General features: G+C 62.5%; 14 protein-coding genes. 7 read left to right on the top strand and 7 right to left on the bottom strand.

What is annotated here, in order from left to right:
* The first annotated feature begins 102 nt into the window (after nt 1-102).
* Nucleotides 103-828 (top strand): DUF2270 domain-containing protein, encoded by a 726-nt coding sequence (locus RHEC894_RS12365; protein WP_085737485.1) that lies wholly within the window; start codon nt 103-105, stop codon nt 826-828.
* Nucleotides 829-843: 15 nt separating this feature from the next.
* On the opposite strand, the gene RHEC894_RS12360 is transcribed toward RHEC894_RS12365, so the two are convergent.
* The 4 genes from RHEC894_RS12360 to RHEC894_RS12345 all read right to left on the bottom strand — a co-directional run bounded on the left by RHEC894_RS12360 (nt 844) and on the right by RHEC894_RS12345 (nt 3,839).
* Nucleotides 844-1,110: an usg protein gene (locus RHEC894_RS12360; protein WP_085737484.1), complete on the bottom strand. Its 267-nt coding sequence runs from the start codon at nt 1,108-1,110 to the stop codon at nt 844-846.
* A gap of 208 nt (nt 1,111-1,318) precedes the next feature.
* The gene (locus RHEC894_RS12355) at nt 1,319-2,149 is read right to left on the bottom strand and encodes an ABC transporter permease (RefSeq protein ID WP_010065923.1); all 831 of its coding nucleotides are present in this window, start codon (nt 2,147-2,149) and stop codon (nt 1,319-1,321) included.
* Entirely contained in the window at nt 2,146-2,952 is an 807-nt protein-coding gene (locus RHEC894_RS12350) for an ABC transporter permease (RefSeq protein ID WP_085737483.1), read from the bottom strand. Before RHEC894_RS12350 ends, RHEC894_RS12355 begins: the two co-directional genes overlap by 4 nt.
* 113 nt (nt 2,953-3,065) lie before the next feature.
* Nucleotides 3,066-3,839: a transporter substrate-binding domain-containing protein gene (locus RHEC894_RS12345; RefSeq protein ID WP_085737482.1), complete on the bottom strand. Its 774-nt coding sequence runs from the start codon at nt 3,837-3,839 to the stop codon at nt 3,066-3,068.
* A gap of 333 nt (nt 3,840-4,172) precedes the next feature.
* Between RHEC894_RS12345 and RHEC894_RS12340 the strand changes: the two genes are divergently transcribed.
* On the top strand, nt 4,173-6,449 hold the full coding sequence (locus tag RHEC894_RS12340) for an OmpA family protein (protein ID WP_085737481.1): 2,277 nt from the start codon (nt 4,173-4,175) through the stop codon (nt 6,447-6,449).
* A 72-nt stretch (nt 6,450-6,521) separates the two neighbouring features.
* Here RHEC894_RS12340 and RHEC894_RS12335 read toward each other — a convergent pair whose 3' ends face one another.
* A complete protein-coding gene (locus RHEC894_RS12335) occupies nt 6,522-8,291 on the bottom strand; it encodes a cytochrome c biogenesis protein DipZ (RefSeq protein WP_085737480.1) in 1,770 nt (589 codons plus the stop codon).
* A gap of 346 nt (nt 8,292-8,637) precedes the next feature.
* Between RHEC894_RS12335 and RHEC894_RS12330 the strand changes: the two genes are divergently transcribed.
* The 4 genes from RHEC894_RS12330 to maiA all read left to right on the top strand — a co-directional run bounded on the left by RHEC894_RS12330 (nt 8,638) and on the right by maiA (nt 12,786).
* Nucleotides 8,638-9,684 (top strand): alpha/beta hydrolase, encoded by a 1,047-nt coding sequence (locus tag RHEC894_RS12330; protein ID WP_085737479.1) that lies wholly within the window; start codon nt 8,638-8,640, stop codon nt 9,682-9,684.
* 90 nt (nt 9,685-9,774) lie between these two features.
* Nucleotides 9,775-10,515: a response regulator gene (locus RHEC894_RS12325; protein ID WP_085737478.1), complete on the top strand. Its 741-nt coding sequence runs from the start codon at nt 9,775-9,777 to the stop codon at nt 10,513-10,515.
* Nucleotides 10,512-11,834, top strand: a complete 1,323-nt coding sequence (locus tag RHEC894_RS12320; protein WP_085737477.1) for a HAMP domain-containing sensor histidine kinase — start codon at nt 10,512-10,514, stop codon at nt 11,832-11,834. Before RHEC894_RS12325 ends, RHEC894_RS12320 begins: the two co-directional genes overlap by 4 nt.
* 316 nt (nt 11,835-12,150) lie before the next feature.
* Nucleotides 12,151-12,786: a maleylacetoacetate isomerase gene (gene maiA, locus RHEC894_RS12315; protein ID WP_085737476.1), complete on the top strand. Its 636-nt coding sequence runs from the start codon at nt 12,151-12,153 to the stop codon at nt 12,784-12,786.
* Between the two features lie 48 nt (nt 12,787-12,834).
* On the opposite strand, the gene RHEC894_RS12310 is transcribed toward maiA, so the two are convergent.
* On the bottom strand, nt 12,835-13,824 hold the full coding sequence (locus tag RHEC894_RS12310) for an aldo/keto reductase (RefSeq protein ID WP_085737475.1): 990 nt from the start codon (nt 13,822-13,824) through the stop codon (nt 12,835-12,837).
* Between the two features lie 14 nt (nt 13,825-13,838).
* Nucleotides 13,839-14,234 carry a cupin domain-containing protein gene (locus RHEC894_RS12305; protein ID WP_085737474.1) on the bottom strand — a complete coding sequence of 132 codons (396 nt, stop codon included), beginning with the start codon at nt 14,232-14,234 and terminating at the stop codon, nt 13,839-13,841.
* A 158-nt stretch (nt 14,235-14,392) separates the two neighbouring features.
* On the opposite strand from RHEC894_RS12305, the gene RHEC894_RS12300 reads away from it, so the two are divergent.
* Nucleotides 14,393-15,286 carry a LysR family transcriptional regulator gene (locus tag RHEC894_RS12300; RefSeq protein WP_085737473.1) on the top strand — a complete coding sequence of 298 codons (894 nt, stop codon included), beginning with the start codon at nt 14,393-14,395 and terminating at the stop codon, nt 15,284-15,286.
* Nucleotides 15,287-15,303: the final 17 nt, after the last annotated feature.

Raw genomic sequence — 15,303 nt, 5'->3', positions numbered from 1 at the left:
TCTAAGGCCGCTTTCGATGTTTTGCAATGGCGCGCTTGCAGGCGCAGAATGAGCGACGCCTATGATCGACCGGCTGAAAAGAACACGAAGGGAGGAAAAGCCATGGAGACCAAGCAAGACAGGGTGCCGTCGGCAAGGGAGGAAGAGGGCATGCGGATACCGCTGATGCCAGGCACGCCTGGTGAGATCACCAATTCGCTCAGCCATTATTACCGCGGCGAACTCGGGCGGATGACGAGCTGGCGCGATCGCATCGACCGGACGTCGAACTGGGCGATCACCGTTGTGGCGGCGCTACTGTCGGTGTCACTGTCGACGCCGACCTCGCATCACGGTGTGCTGCTGTTTGGGATCATGCTGGTGACGCTGCTGCTGATGATAGAGGCGCGACGCTACCGCTTCTTCGACATTTACCGGGCTCGCATTCGCCAGGTCGAGCGCTGCTATTTCGCTCAGATCATGGCGCCCGACGCCAATGCCGGCAGCGAATGGGCTACGATTATCGCAAATAGCCTGCGCAAGCCGCGTTTCCTGCTGAGCTATCACGAAGCGATGCACCGCCGCCTCAAGCGCAATTATGGCTGGATGTACCTGATCCTGTTGCTTGCCTGGTGCCTGAAGATCTCGACGCCGAAACTGCAGACGGAAGGCATGCCGGCGCTACAGGCGCAGTCATGGACCTATGTCATCGACAATGCCGTGCTAGGGCCGATTCCCGGCCTTGTCGTCATTGCCATTGTCCTCACCTTCTATCTCGGCATGCTTGCTTTCGCCCTGCGTCCCGACCGCGACGAGGGCGAGTTCGGTCACGGCGAGGCGCATGTGTGACGTGGCGGGCTCCGATCAGTGCAGGATGAACTCGCCTTTCAACGCCCGCCACTCGGTTGCCGAAATCAGCTTGCGGTGGACGTAGCGTACCGAATGCAATGGCCCGTCGAGCTTTTCTTCCCAGAATTTCAGGAAGCCGCGCATTTCGGGAAAATCGGGGGCGAGGTCGTACTCCTGCCAGACGTAGCTTTGCAGGATCGCCGGGTGGTCGGGCAGGTGGTAGAGGATCTGGGCTGTCGTCAGACCGTAGCCCTGCAGTTGTTTTTCCATGTCCTTGTGCATCGTATTCCGTTTCTTCTCGTTCCCACTCGCGCGCTTATTAGCGCTGCGTGATATGGAAACATGCGAGTGGTTAACGAAAACCTTACAGGCACTTCAGAAAAGAACAATTGATTTTTAATATCAAATACTTGGCAGCAGATTGCCGAGAGTGCTGCCAAGCCGTTTCCTGTTGATGCACGTCGTGCCGCACAGTTTTGGGCGTCATGCATCAGCGCTTGAGATGGCGGGTCAGGCGGCGCTCGATCCAGGCCCAGAGATGGCGTAATGCCTCGACGATGGAAAGGTAGAAGATCGCCGCCCAAAGATAGGTCTGGTAGTCGAAGGTGCGAGAGAAGGCGTAGCGGGTTTCGCCCATCAGGTCGAGCACGGTGATAATGGCGACGACTGCCGAGCCCTTGATCAGCAGAATGATCTCGTTGCCGTAAGGGCGAAGTGCGACGATAAGAGCCTGCGGCAGGATGATCTTGCGGAAAGCGATGAACTTGTGGATGCCGAGTGCGGCTGCCGCCTCCCGCTGGCCGTGCGGTACGCTTTGGATAGCGCCGCGTAGGATTTCCGCCTGGTAGGCCGCGGTATTGATGGTCATGGCGAAAAGGCCGCAATACCAGGCGTCGCGGAAAAACCACCAGATGCCGACGGCCTCCAACTGCGGCCGGAATATGCCGAGGCCGTAGTAGACCAGGAATAACTGGGCAAGCAGCGGTGTGCCGCGGAAGAAGTAGATATAGCCGTAGGCCAGCCAGTTCAGTACCCGGCTGCTCGACAGGCGCGCCATGGCGAGCGGCAGCGACAGGAGGGCGCCGCAGACGACGGAGATGACAACGAGGCTCAGCGTTACCCCGAGACCGTGAAGGTAGCGCGGCCCGTAGCGGGTGAACTTCTCCGGATCCCAGCCATTGACGACGGTATAGGCCAGCAGTGCGGCAAACAGCGCCCAAATCGCAACGAGGATATAGCCGGCAAGGCGGGCACCCGTTATCGGCTTTGCCACTTTACGGGGGGCGGGCTGCGGCGGGATCAATGTTTCAGCGTAGCTCATCGCCGGACCTCCGAACGCTTGGCCCAGCGCTCGACATAGACGAGCAGAAAGGAGGAGAGGACGGCGAGCACCAGATAGAGACAGCAGGCCAGGCCATAAAAGAAGAAGGGTTCCTTGGTCACGCGCACCGCGACGCTCGTCTGGCGCAGAATATCGGCAAGGCTGATGATCGAGACGTAGGAGGTGTCCTTCAGGAGGACCATCCAGAGGTTCGTCAGGCCGGGCAGCGCGATGCGCACGAGCTGCGGCAGGATGATCAGCCGCAGCGTGCGGCCGTGATGCAGTCCAAGCGCGTCGCCCGCCTCATATTGCCCCTTGGGAATGGCGCGAAAGGCCGAGAGCAGTACTTCCGAACAATAGGCGGAAAAGACCACCGACAGCGCGATGACGCCGGCGAGGAAGGCGTTGATCTCGACCGGCGGTCCATCATAACCGACGAAGGTCAGCAGAGACTGGATCAGCATCTGCATGCCGTAATAGATGATGAAGAGCGTCAGAAGCTCCGGCAGTCCGCGGAAAATCGTGGTGTAGATGCCGGCCGCCAGCCGTAGCGGCTTTTCCTCCGACTGCTGGCCCAGCGCCACGAGAAAACCGATGGCGAGCCCGATCGGCAAGGTGACGATCGCCACCGAAACGGTAACCTGCAAGCCGAGCGCGATCTCGTCGCCCCAGCCTGTATCGCCGCACGCAAGAAGCGTCGACTGACCAAACCAGGTGAAGATGCCGACGGGTCCGCACAGCGGATCGAAAATGTGCACAAGTGAGCTCCAGAAGGAGCCGAGCGCGGAAAACAATCCGCCCATGCGTGGATTCCCCTCACGGCTTTTGCCGTTTTGATCTTGCTACCTTTGTCAAACAAAAATGGCGGAAGAGCAAGCCTTCCGCCATTCGCTTTCATTGGCCAGTACCGAATTTCTTATTCGCCGTAAACGTCGAAATCGAAGTACTTGTCCTGGATCTTCTTGTACTCGCCGCTGGCGCGGATCGCAGCGATCGCAGTGTTGAGCTTTTCCTTGAGCGGATCGCCCTTGCGAATGGCAATACCGGCGCCGTTGCCGTTGATCTCCTTGTCGACCGGCAGGGTCGTCAGGATCTTGCAGCAGGCGCCGGCGTCGGACTTGACCCACTCGGAGAGCACGACGACGTCATCGATGACGGCGTCGACGCGGCCGCTGGAAACGTCGAGCTTGTATTCGTCGGCCGTCGGGTAGAGCTTCAGCTCGGTGTCCGGGAGGTGTTTCTCGGCGTAGTTGGCATGCGTCGTCGAGGTCTGTGCGCCGATGACCTTGCCCTTCAGGCCGGCAACGTCAGTGATCGTCGAATCCTTCGGCACGGCAACGGCCGGCGGGGTGTTGTAGTACTTGTTGGAGAAGTCGACGAGTTTGAGGCGCTCCGGCGTGATCGACATCGAGGAGACGATCATGTCGAACTTCTTGGCGTTGAGCGCCGGGATGATGCCGTCCCAATCGGTGCTGACGAAGGAGCATTCGGCCTTCATCTCGGCACAGAGCGCCTTGGTGATGTCGATGTCGAAGCCCTGGATCGTGCCGCTTGCGTCGACGAATTCGAAGGGCGGATAAGTCGAATCGGTGCCGATCACATACTTCTCGCCATCGGCCATGGCCGAACCGGCGAAAAGGGACATCGCCGCGATCGAAGCTGCCGCGAAAATACGAGTGGAGATATGCATGAGGATCCTCTCTGTTGGTAGCCGTCGCGCATTTTTCTCTTGGGCTGACGGCTGCTGTTCAACGGTGACGGGGCACCGCCTTGCCGCGATAATCAGACTTTTTTTCATGGAAATGCAACAGAAATTCCCGCGCGATTTGCCGCGCAAACAGCGGGTGAGATGAACGGCGCCGGACTGCAACATTCATGTAAGGTTAATCCCCGAATTCCTAGAACCGGAACAAATCGGCGGCTTGGCGCTTTGCCATTTCGCCGTTTCGCCTCAATGCGACGCTAGGGGCGGAAGCAGGGCCTGTCGGCCTTCAGGAAGTTCAAACAGGATCGAGGAAATCCGATGGGCATGAAATCAAGATTATTCGCAAGCGCGGCTTTTCCGCTGCTTTCTCTCTCGCTGGCTTTCCAGCCGGCATCGGCGCTGGCCGCCATACGCGGCGTTCAGACGCAGGCCGAAGCCGTGCGGCAAGTTGACCAGGGAAGTTTCGAAGTGGCGCAGGATGCGCCGGCCGACGCACCCTCCGAAGAGGAACTGCTGAAGAAGAAAAAGCATAAGGAGAAGGAAGAGGCTCCGGCTGAAAAGGCTCCGGCCGCCGAGCAGCCCAAGGAAGCGCCTGCCGAAAAGCCGAAAGCGGAGCGGAAGGAGGCGCCGGCGCCTGAACCCAAGGCAGAGCCGGAACCGCCGAAGGCCGAAGCGCCGAAGGAGGAGCCCGCGCCCAAGGCCGAAAGCAAACCCGAGCGGAAAGCCAAGCAGGAAGCCCAGCCCGAGGCAAAGCCGGAGGCCGCGCCGCAGCAGGAGCAGCAGCCGGTAACGCAGGAAAAACCGAAAAAGCCTAAGAAGCAGGAAGCCCAGCAGGCCGAGCCGGAGGCTCAGCCGGCACAGGAACAGCAGCCGGCCGCGAAGGAGGCTCAGCCCGCGACCGAGCAGGCTCAGCCCGAATCCAAGCCGGATGGCGGCAAGCAGCGGCCGCGCGACAAGCAGGATAAGGGGCAGGACAAGGGGCAGGATAAGGCCCAGGGCAAAGAGAAAGGCAAGGGCAAGGCGGAGACCGCTGCGCCTGAGGCGGTGACGCCGGCCGAAGAACAGGCCAAGCCCGAAGTCAAGCCGGAGGCAAAACCTGCCGCCGAGGCGCCGGCCGAGCAGAAGCCGGCAAAGGGGGAGGCCGCGGCCCCCGCCGATAAGACGACTGGCGAGAAGCCGGCCGCAGACAAGACGACCCAAGACAAGGCGACCGAAGAAAAGGCGACTGAAGAAAAGGCGACTGAAGACAAGGCGGCGGCACCTGTTGTCGCACCCGCAGAAAAGCCGAAGGACGGCACCGCGGCAAAACCTGCCGGCGAACAGCCGGCCGCGCCGGCGACCGACACCGCCCAGCCGCTGCCGGATGCCAGTGGTGGCCAGCAGGCGGAGCAGGCCATTCCGGCGCCTGAGAAAGTATCGCCCGAGGAGCTGGAGCGCCGTAAGAAGATCGCCGCAGATCCGGCCAAGAGCAATGAAACCGTCGTGCTGCCGGTCGAGAACGGTGCGGCCGTGCTCGACAGCGACAAGGATGCCGACCGCAGCAAGGGCCGGGAAGGCCGCCGCGACCGCGACAAGCAGCGCGCCGACAGCCAGGACTTCAAGGTGCCGACCTCGGACGCCGACGCGCAGGCCGCTACCGGCGCCAAGGCGCCGGCGCCGGTCAAGCTCGAGGCGGTCACCAGCGAGAAGGGCACGAGGCTCAACGAGCGGCCGCAATTTGTCCGCCCTGACGGTGCGCGGTATAGCGACAGCCAGGACGACAGCCGCGTGATCATCCAGTACAACAATCAGGTGATCGTGCGCGGCGACGACGACAGGCGGTTCCTGCGCGACGGCGAGCGGCCGACCTACGAGGAGCTGTCGGGTGATCGCTACCGCGAGACGATCACGCGGCCGGAGGGCTACCGCATCGTTACCATCCGCAATCGCTATGGTGACATCATCCAGCGGTCGCGCGTAGATGCCCGCGGACGCGAGCACGTGCTCTATTACTCCCAGGACCTCTATGAGGATCCTGACCGCGATTACTTCGAGGATCCGGGCGCCGATCTGCCGCCGATGCGGCTGCGCGTGCCGCTCAGCGATTACATCATCGATACCCGCAGCGATCCGAACCGGGATTATTACGAGTTCCTGAGCGAGCCGCCCGTCGAGCCGGTGGAACGTGTCTATTCGCTTGACGAGGTGAAATATTCGGCCCGTATCCGCGACAAGGTGCGCCGCATCGACCTCGATACGGTGACCTTTGCGACCGGCAGCGCCGAGATCCCGATGACCCAGGCGCGCACCCTGCGCAAGGTTGCCGACGCGATCAGCCAGGTGCTGAAGAAGGATCCGAGCGAAACCTTCCTGATCGAGGGGCATACGGATGCCGTCGGCACGGATCAGAGCAATCTCGTCCTCTCCGACCAGCGGGCCGAATCGGTCGCCAACGTGCTCTCCGACGTCTACGGCATTCCGCCGGAGAACCTGGCGACCCAGGGCTACGGCGAGCGCTACCTGAAGGTCAACACGTCAGGCCCCGAACAGGAAAACCGCCGCGTCACCATCCGCCGTGTCACAGCGCTGGTCCGCCCGGTCGCCGCCAACCAGTAAAGATGTCTTGCCCCTCTCCATTCGTGGAGAGGGGCAATTCAATTCGGCCGTCGTCATCGCCGCCGGTTTTATTCAGCCGAATGTGAAGGCGTAGGCCTGGACGCCGGGATCGAGAAAACGGATCTCGAAGTTGCGGGCGGCGACGGTGCCGGACTGGCGGACGAGCTGGTAGAGCCTTGTTGCCGTTACTGTGCCGTTGCCATCGGCATCGATGTCGGAGCCATGGCCCGCCCCGGGCGCCTTGCCGTCGACCATCACCTGGAAGCGGATCGGTTTGCCGTCGGCGCCAGGCCCGAGAACGAGATGCAGGTCCCGGGCGCTGAAGCGGTAGGTGATGCCGCCGCCAGGCTGATCAAGCGTCGCCTGATCCTTGCCGACAGTCCAGGTTCCCGACAAGCCCCATCCATTGAGGTCTGGTTCGGCGATCGAATAGGTGTGTGGGGCGTCGGCTTGCAGGCCTTCGGGAGAGGCGAAATTCGCCGCCTGCTCATAGCCGATATAAGTCTCGCCGGAGCCGATGCTGCCGAGGTCGGGACCGGCTTCCACACCCTTCGCATCGGGCGTGACCAGAGCGCTTGCCGTCGTTTCACTGCCCGCCTCGCGCAGCAGGTCCTGAACGGCCTTCTCGGTCCTGTCATAATTGCCTTCCCCGAAATGGTGGTAGCGGATCTGGCCCTTGGCATCGATCAGATAGGCGGCGGGCCAGTAGCTGTTTTCGAAGGCGCGCCAGATTTTGTAATCATTGTCGATGGCAACGGGATAACCGAGCTTGAAGTCGCCGACCGCCTTCCTGACGTTGTCGATCTTCTTTTCGAAGGCAAATTCCGGAGCATGGACGCCGATCACGACGAGACCCTGATCGGCATATTTTTCCGCCCAGGCCCTGACATAAGGGATCGTGCGAATGCAATTGATGCAGGAATACGTCCAGAAATCGACGAGCACCACCTTGCCGCGCAACTGCTCCATGGTCAGCGGTTTGGAATTCAGCCACTCGACGGCGCCGTCAAGTGAAGGCGCATAACCTTCGACGGCCAAATCGCTGCGGAACGGCTTCTTCGCATTGGCGATCATCACATCGCTGCTGGCGACCTCGGACGATGAGCCGCCGGCGGGCTTGGCATGCAGCCTGTCGAGCAAGGCCTGTTCCAGCGATGCGGTGCTGGCATAGGACAGCCGTGCCAGCAGGCTGGTGTCGAGGCCGAGCGCGATGACGGCGACGCCGGCCAAGACGGCTGCACCGAGCGCCTGACGGATCCGGTCGCCGAAGCCGAGGGAGCGTTTCATGGCAGCGAATATCCTGCCGCCGACAAGCAGAGCGAGAGCAAGCGAGGTTGCGGCGCCGGCGGCATAGGCGATCAGCAGGAAGGTCGTTTGCAGGTTGGCGCCCTGCAAGGCGGCGCCGGTGAGAACCAAACCGAGGATCGGCCCGGCGCAGGGCGCCCAGAGCAGTCCGGTGGCAACGCCGAGAATAATGGCGCTCTTGATCGTTGGGGTGGAGCGTCCGCCACTGCCGGCGTTCGTGAGGTTGTTGCCGAGATCGACGATCGGGCGGGCAAGCGTGCTTGCAAAGCGCGGCGAAAGCAGGCTTGCGCCGAAGAGCGCCAGCAGGACGATTGCGGCAAGGCGGCCATATTCGTTAGTGCGAACGGCCCAGCTGCCGCCGACCGCCGCAAGCGTGGCGACGAGGGCGAAGGTGGCGGCCATACCCGCCAGCATCGGCAGCGTGCTCCTGACGAAGGGCTGTCCGGCACGAGCGAAGACGAAGGGGAGGATGGGCAGGATGCACGGGCTGAGGATCGTCAGCGCGCCCCCGAGATAGGCAATGATCAGAAGTGTCATCATCGTTTCCTTTGAAACCGATTGATCGGGTTCTGGACGGCGATGGGCCTGAACCAGCAACGGCGGGGATATGGCCGGGCGGAAGTATCCCCGATGTGTCTGGTTTGGCGGCAAAATGTACCGAAGTGTTGCGGATCGGCGCGGGCGATACAAAGCGATACAAGCTGACGTCACCGCTACGGATTGCGGGCCGATACCGATGTTTTGCCGGCAAGGCGGGATTGTATCAGAATGTATCCCGGCGGCCGGAAGCTACATTCCCATTCAAAAATCGACGGCTTGCGACATATGGGGGATACAAGCGCAAGGTCACATCAGCACCGTGATCATTCGACAGGAGAGACCGATGTCAGAGCAAATCAACCATCACCGCCGCCGTTTCTTCGGCATGACCGCCGTTGCCCTCGCCGCGGTCGAATTCGGCGTGGCCGGCGTTGCCGCCGCTCAGGCATCGCCCGCCGCATCCCCGTCCGACGTGAAGGCCGGAACCAACACGTCGTTCGAAACGCTGAAGCAGGTCAAGGCAGGTGTGCTCGATATCGGTTATGCCGAGGCGGGGAAGGCGGACGGCCCAGTCGTGTTGCTGCTGCATGGCTGGCCCTATGACATCTATAGTTTCGTCGACGTTGCGCCTCTGCTTGCCTCGGCCGGCTATAGGGTGATCGTGCCTTATCTGCGCGGCTATGGCACCACTCGCTTCCTCGATGATAAGACGGTTCGCAACGGCCAGCCATCGGCGCTCGCCGCCGACATGATCGCTCTGCTCGACGCGCTCGATGTCGAGAAAGCGGTGATTGCCGGCTACGATTGGGGCGGGCGGACTGCCAATATCATGGCCGCGCTGTGGCCGGAGCGCTGCAAGGCGATGGTCTCGGTGAGCGGTTATCTGATCGGCAGCCAGGAGGCCAACCAAAAGCCGCTTCCGCCGAAGGCCGAGCTTGCGTGGTGGTATCAGTTCTATTTCGCCACTGAGCGCGGACGTCTCGGCTATGAGAGCAATCGGCACGATTTCGCTAAGCTTATCTGGCAGACGGCCTCGCCGAAGTGGAATTTCGACGATGCGACATTCGACAGATCGGCGGCCGCCTTCGACAATCCTGACCATGTCGACATCGTCATCCACAATTATCGCTGGCGCCTGGGACTTGCCGAAGGCGAGGCCAAGTATGATGCCTATGAGGAAACGCTTGCTGCAGCACCGGTGATTTCGGTGCCGACCATTACCATGGAGGGTGATGCAAACGGTGCGCCGCATCCCGAACCGTCAGCCTATGCCGGAAAGTTCTCCGGCAGATACGAGCATCGCACGATCGGCGGCGGCATCGGCCACAACCTGCCGCAGGAGGCACCGCAGGCCTTTGCGCAGGCGGTCATCGACGTCGACCGCTTCTGATCGACGAGGCCGGCCGCAGAGCTTCGTTGCTCCGGCCGGCCGAATATGCGTAGGTCGGGGCCGCTTCTATCGGTAAGGGAACAGGAACATATGGATCATGTCGATCACATCCTGGTCGTCGACGACGATCGCGAAATCCGCGAGCTGGTCTCGGCTTATCTGCAGAAAAACGGCCTGAGGACGAGCATTGCCGCAGACGGGCGCCAGATGCGCAGCTTTCTCGAAGCCAATGCCGTCGACCTGATCGTGCTCGACGTGATGATGCCCGGCGACGACGGGCTGGTGCTGTGCCGCGAACTGCGCGCCGGCCGGCACAAGGCGATCCCGATCCTGATGCTGACGGCCCGCACCGACGAGATGGACCGGATCCTCGGATTGGAAATGGGCGCAGACGACTATCTCGCCAAGCCCTTTGCCGCGCGCGAACTGCTTGCCCGCATCAAGGCGGTGCTGCGGCGCACGCGCATGCTGCCGCCGAACCTGCAGATCAGCGAGGCCGGACAGCTGCTGACTTTCGGCGACTGGCGGCTCGACACGGTCGCCCGGCATCTTCTCGACAAGGAGGGAACCGCGATCGCGCTCAGCGGCGCCGAATACCGCCTGCTTCGCGTTTTCATCGATCACCCGCAGCGGGTGCTGAACCGCGACCAGCTTCTGAGCCTGACGCAGGGCCGCGATGCCGACCTCTTCGATCGCTCGATCGATCTCCTGGTCAGCCGCCTGCGCCAGCGGCTGGGAGACGATGCACGGGAACCCACCTACATCAAGACGGTGCGCAGCGAAGGCTATGTCTTTTCCGTTCCGGTCGAAATCACGGAGCTGCGCCAATGAGGACGGCGATCCCCCTGCTTTCGAGCCTGGCGTGGCCGAGGACGTTGCGCTCGCGGATCTTCCTCATCCTGCTGATCGGTCTCGCCCTTGCCTACGGGCTGTCCTTCAGCGTGCTCTACATGGAACGCACCATGTCGGCCAAGGCGGTGATGCTCGGCACGCTGGAGAATGACGTCGCGACATCGATCGCCGTTCTCGACCGGCTTCCGCCGGGCGAACGCGGCGATCTCCTGGACAGGCTGAGCCGTGGCAATTACCGCTTCGTGCTCGGGACGGGCCTTCCCGGCGTGCCCGACACGTCAAGCAAGGGCGCGGAGATATCGGGCAAGATCGAGCAGGCCGTCGGCCACCGATTTCCGATCAACATCGAGCGGATTCCGGGCGAGGTGAACCGATTGCAGGCTCATCTGACGCTGAGCGACGGAAGCCCGCTGACGATCGACGTTACGCCGAAGGGCGTTATGCCGATCGCCGCATGGCTTCCCTATGTCTTCGTCATCCAGATGCTGCTGCTCATCTTCTGCACCTGGTTTGCGGTGCGCCAGGCGATCCGGCCGCTCGGCGCGCTTGCCGCCGCTGCCGACGCCCTCGACCCCAACAAGGATGGCCCTGCCTTGAGTGAGGCGGGTCCGAGCGAGGTCGCGCATGCAGCGAGGGCATTCAATGCGATGCGAGAGAGGATCGCCCATTACCTCGAAGAGCGGGTGCAGATCCTGGCGGCGATTTCGCACGACCTGCAGACGCCGATCACCCGCATGCGGCTGCGCGCCGACATGGCGGAGGATTCGCCTGAAAAGAACAAGCTGGTGCACGATCTCGGCGAGATCCAGCGCCTCGTCCAGGACGGCATAGCCTATGCGCGCAGCGCCCACGGCAGCGGCGAGAAGAATGCCCGCATCGATCTTGCCTCGTTCATCGACAGCATATCCTACGACTACCAGGACACCGGCAAGGCGGTGACGGTCGTCGGGCTGGTGCAGGGCGCCGCCTTGACCAAGCCGCACGCCCTTCGCCGCATTCTTTCGAACTTCATCGACAATGCGTTGAAGTTTGCAGGTGCCGCCGAAATCAGCGTCGGGCGCAACGCGGAAAACGATATCGTCATCACCGTGATGGATCGGGGGCCTGGAATTCCTGACGACATGCTCGAAGCCGCCATGCAGCCTTTCTTCCGGCTGGAGCAATCCCGCAACCGGGAGACCGGCGGCACGGGTCTCGGTCTTGCAATCGCCCAGCAGCTGACGGCCAAGATCGGCGGATCCCTTCGGCTCTACAATCGCCCCGGCGGCGGGCTGGCGGCGGAAGTCACCCTTCGGTGACGATTGGAGCCGCCGGAAATTTTCCGGCGGTTTGTAGGGGAAAATGTCCCGGATGCCGGATGCTACGTTTTGTGACATATCGGCCGATTTCGGAAACATGCCGGATATAACAGTCGGTCAAACCACACTCCGTTCAAGCCGGTCGCGGCCGCACCGACGGAGGATTTGATGCGATTGATGATCATCTGCATTCTGGGGGCGGCGGTCTTTGCCGCGCCCTGCATCTACGACATAAGCTCGCAGGAACCTTCGCCCCTCGTGGGCTTCCTAACGGCGGCGTCCGCCGCTCCTTTTTAAATCACCAAGGAGAAAGACAGTGAAACTCTATCAGAACGAAATTTCCTCGGCGACCTCGAGAGTCCGGATCGCGCTCGCCCTGAAGGGGCTGACGGCAGAGGCGCTGCCGGTCACCATTCTCGGCGAAGAGGCCGAAAGCCGGCAGGCCGGATATCGCAACGTCAATCCGCAGGGGCTGGTGCCGGCCTTGCTGACGGATGGCGGCGTTCTCATCACCCAGTCGCTGGCAATCGTCGAATATCTCGATGAGCTCCAGCCGCAACCGCCGCTGCTGCCCGAGACGGCGGAGGGCAGGGCGCTGGCACGGTCGATCGCGCTGGCGATTGCCGCCGAGATCCATGCGCTGCTGCCGCCGCGGATCGGCCTTCATCTGAAAACGGCCTTCCAGGCCGACGCCGATGCCATTGCCGCCTGGAGCCGTCACTGGGTCGGCGAGGGAATGGCCGCCGTGGAGACGATGATCGCCGGCCGCAGGCAAGGCGTCTTCGCCGTCGGCGATCGGCCTGGTATTGCCGATATCTTTCTCTTCCCGCAGGCGATCAGCGCCCGCCGCATGGGCTTCGATCTCGCCCGGTGGCCCAATATCGCGCAGATTGTCGGCAGGCTCGAGGCGATCCCGGCTTTCCAGGAGAATGCGCCGGCGCCGAGACGATGATGCGATTGGCGAAGAAGCGGCCGCAAACGATGGCGGCCGCTCCTTTTCTCAGCGGTTGACCCTTGCCTGCAGATGTGCGGGATAACGATCGCCTTCCACCTTGATGGTGGCGAGTGCGCTTTCGATATAGCCGAGATCCTCGGCCGTCAGTTCGACCGCGGCGGCGGCGATGTTCTCCTCCAGGCGATGCAGCTTGGTGGTGCCGGGGATCGGCACCATCCAGGGTTTTTGCGCCAGCAGCCAGGCGAGCGCCACCTGGGCGGAAGTGACCTTCTTGTGCGCGGCGATCTCTGCGAGGAGATCGACGAGCACCTGGTTGGCCTTTCGCGCGTCTGCCGAAAACCGCGGCACGATGTTGCGGAAGTCCTTGCTGTCGAAGGTTGTGGTTTCGCTGATCGCGCCGGTGAGGAAGCCCTTGCCGAGCGGACTGAACGGCACGAAGCCGATGCCGAGCTCTTCCAGCACCGGCAGGATCTCCTGCTCGGGCTCGCGCCACCACAGCGAATATTCGCTCTGCAGCGCCGTCACCGGCTGGACGGCATGGGCGCGGCGGATCGTCTGGGCGCCGGCTTCGGAGAGGCCGAAATGCTTCACCTTGCCTTCTGAAATCAGCGCCTTGACCGTGCCTGCGACATCCTCGATCGGAACGTCGGGATCGACGCGATGCTGGTAGAACAGATCGATGACGTCGGTCTTCAAGCGCTTCAGCGCCTGGTCGGCCACCACGCGGATCTGTTCCGGCCGGCTGTTCATGCCGCTCTGGCCGCCATTGGCATCGAAGTTGAAGCCGAATTTCGTGGCGATCACCACCTCGCTGCGGAAGGGCGCAAGCGCCTCTCCCAGAAGCTCTTCGTTCTTATAGGGCCCATAGGCCTCGGCGGTGTCGAAGAAGGTCACGCCCTGTTCGAATGCCCGCCGCAGCAATGCGGTTGCCTCCGGAATGCCGGTCGCCGGGCCGTAACCATAGCTCAGCCCCATGCAGCCGAGACCGATGGCCGAGACTTGAAGTCCGCTCTTTCCGAGTTCACGCTTCTGCATAGAAGTTTCTCTTTCTAGTCTTGATATTGTCTGTCGGTGACGTGCTCCATCCAGTCGACGACCTTGCCGTCGAGCTGTTCCTGGATGGCGATATGGGTCATTGCCGTCGTCGGCGATGCGCCATGCCAATGGCGTTCACCGGGGGAGAACCAGACGACGTCGCCGGCGTGGATCTCCTCGACAGGTCCGCCGTCGCGCTGCACGCGGCCGCAGCCCGAGGTGACGATCAGCGTCTGGCCGAGCGGGTGGGTGTGCCAGGCGGTTCGGGCGCCGGGCTCGAAGGTGACGCTGGCGCCGGCCGCGCGTGCGGGGCCTGTTACCGCAAACAGCGGGTCGATGCGCACGCTGCCGGTAAACCAGTCGGACGGTCCCCTGGCCGAAGGCTGCGAACCGCTTCGCTTGATGTTCATCTCGTCTTCCTTTCCTGTTGTTGGGGTGGAGTTTCCGCCTGGGGCAGACATGTCTGCCTCGGCGGACAGGTCCGCCTGGGATGACAAGCTCTTTAGCGCGTGGGCGTGGTCGTGATTAGGTGGTATAAACGGCAAGAACTCATGAGGAAATTTCATAAATGTCGCGTCCCGCCGTCAACGACCTGATCGCTTTTCTTGCCGTTGCGCGCGCGCAGAGCTTCACCAAGGCGGCGGGCAAGCTGGGGGTTTCGCAATCGGCGCTCAGCCACACCATCCGCGGGCTGGAGGAACGGCTTGGACTGCGCTTGCTGACACGGACGACGCGCAGCGTCTCGCCGACGGAGGCCGGGGAACGGGTGCTTCTCACCATAGGCCCGCGCATCGACGAGATCGAGACCGAGCTTGCGGCCTTGAGCGCGTTCCGGGAGAAGCCGGCCGGCACCGTCCGCATCAATGCCGGCGAGCATGCGGCCGATGCCGTACTCTGGCCGGCCTTGGAAAGGCTCCTGCCTGATTATCCCGATATCAATGTCGAAATCATCGTCGATTACGGCCTGACCGACATCGTCGCCGAGCGCTACGATGCGGGGGTGCGGCTTGGAGAACAGGTGGCGAAGGACATGATCGCGGTGCGCATCGGCCCGGACATGCGCATGGCCGTGGTCGGCGCTCCCGCCTATTTCGACACGAGGCCGAAGCCGCTGACGCCGCAGGAACTGACCGACCACAATTGCATCAATCTGCGCCTGCCGACCTATGGCAGCGTCTATGCCTGGGAGTTCGAGAAGGACGGGCGTGAGATCAGGGTTCGCGTCGAAGGACAATTGGTCTTCAACAATATCGCGCTGCGGCTCAGCGCGGTGCTGGCAGGCCTGGGGCTTGCCTACATGCCGGAGGACGTGGTCGCGGCGCATCTGGCCGACGGGCGGCTGGTGCGCGTGCTCGAGGACTGGTGCCTGCCGTTTCCCGGCTATCATCTCTATTATCCGAGCCGCCGGCACACGTCGCCGGCCTTCGCCGTCGTCGTCGATGCGCTTCGTTATCGAGAATAGACGCCGGCGTCGATCGG

This window comes from Rhizobium sp. CIAT894, from assembly GCF_000172795.2.
Taxonomy (GTDB): domain Bacteria; phylum Pseudomonadota; class Alphaproteobacteria; order Rhizobiales; family Rhizobiaceae; genus Rhizobium.
Note: the sequence above shows the minus strand (reverse complement) of the source record. Positions and strands in the feature narration are given on the sequence as shown.

What these genes read in the sequence shown, in the direction of transcription:
- RHEC894_RS12355 (WP_010065923.1), bottom strand. Translation starts at nt 2,149, where the DNA reads ATGAGCTACGCTGAAACATTGATCCCGCCGCAGCCCGCCCCCCGTAAA.
- RHEC894_RS12335 (WP_085737480.1), bottom strand. Translation starts at nt 8,291, where the DNA reads ATGACACTTCTGATCATTGCCTATCTCGGGGGCGCGCTGACGATCCTC.
- RHEC894_RS12330 (WP_085737479.1), top strand. Translation starts at nt 8,638, where the DNA reads ATGTCAGAGCAAATCAACCATCACCGCCGCCGTTTCTTCGGCATGACC.
- RHEC894_RS12310 (WP_085737475.1), bottom strand. Translation starts at nt 13,824, where the DNA reads ATGCAGAAGCGTGAACTCGGAAAGAGCGGACTTCAAGTCTCGGCCATC.
- RHEC894_RS12350 (WP_085737483.1), bottom strand. Translation starts at nt 2,952, where the DNA reads ATGGGCGGATTGTTTTCCGCGCTCGGCTCCTTCTGGAGCTCACTTGTG.
- RHEC894_RS12300 (WP_085737473.1), top strand. Translation starts at nt 14,393, where the DNA reads ATGTCGCGTCCCGCCGTCAACGACCTGATCGCTTTTCTTGCCGTTGCG.
- RHEC894_RS12325 (WP_085737478.1), top strand. Translation starts at nt 9,775, where the DNA reads ATGGATCATGTCGATCACATCCTGGTCGTCGACGACGATCGCGAAATC.
- RHEC894_RS12360 (WP_085737484.1), bottom strand. Translation starts at nt 1,110, where the DNA reads ATGCACAAGGACATGGAAAAACAACTGCAGGGCTACGGTCTGACGACA.
- RHEC894_RS12365 (WP_085737485.1), top strand. Translation starts at nt 103, where the DNA reads ATGGAGACCAAGCAAGACAGGGTGCCGTCGGCAAGGGAGGAAGAGGGC.
- RHEC894_RS12345 (WP_085737482.1), bottom strand. Translation starts at nt 3,839, where the DNA reads ATGCATATCTCCACTCGTATTTTCGCGGCAGCTTCGATCGCGGCGATG.
- RHEC894_RS12305 (WP_085737474.1), bottom strand. Translation starts at nt 14,234, where the DNA reads ATGAACATCAAGCGAAGCGGTTCGCAGCCTTCGGCCAGGGGACCGTCC.
- RHEC894_RS12340 (WP_085737481.1), top strand. Translation starts at nt 4,173, where the DNA reads ATGGGCATGAAATCAAGATTATTCGCAAGCGCGGCTTTTCCGCTGCTT.
- RHEC894_RS12320 (WP_085737477.1), top strand. Translation starts at nt 10,512, where the DNA reads ATGAGGACGGCGATCCCCCTGCTTTCGAGCCTGGCGTGGCCGAGGACG.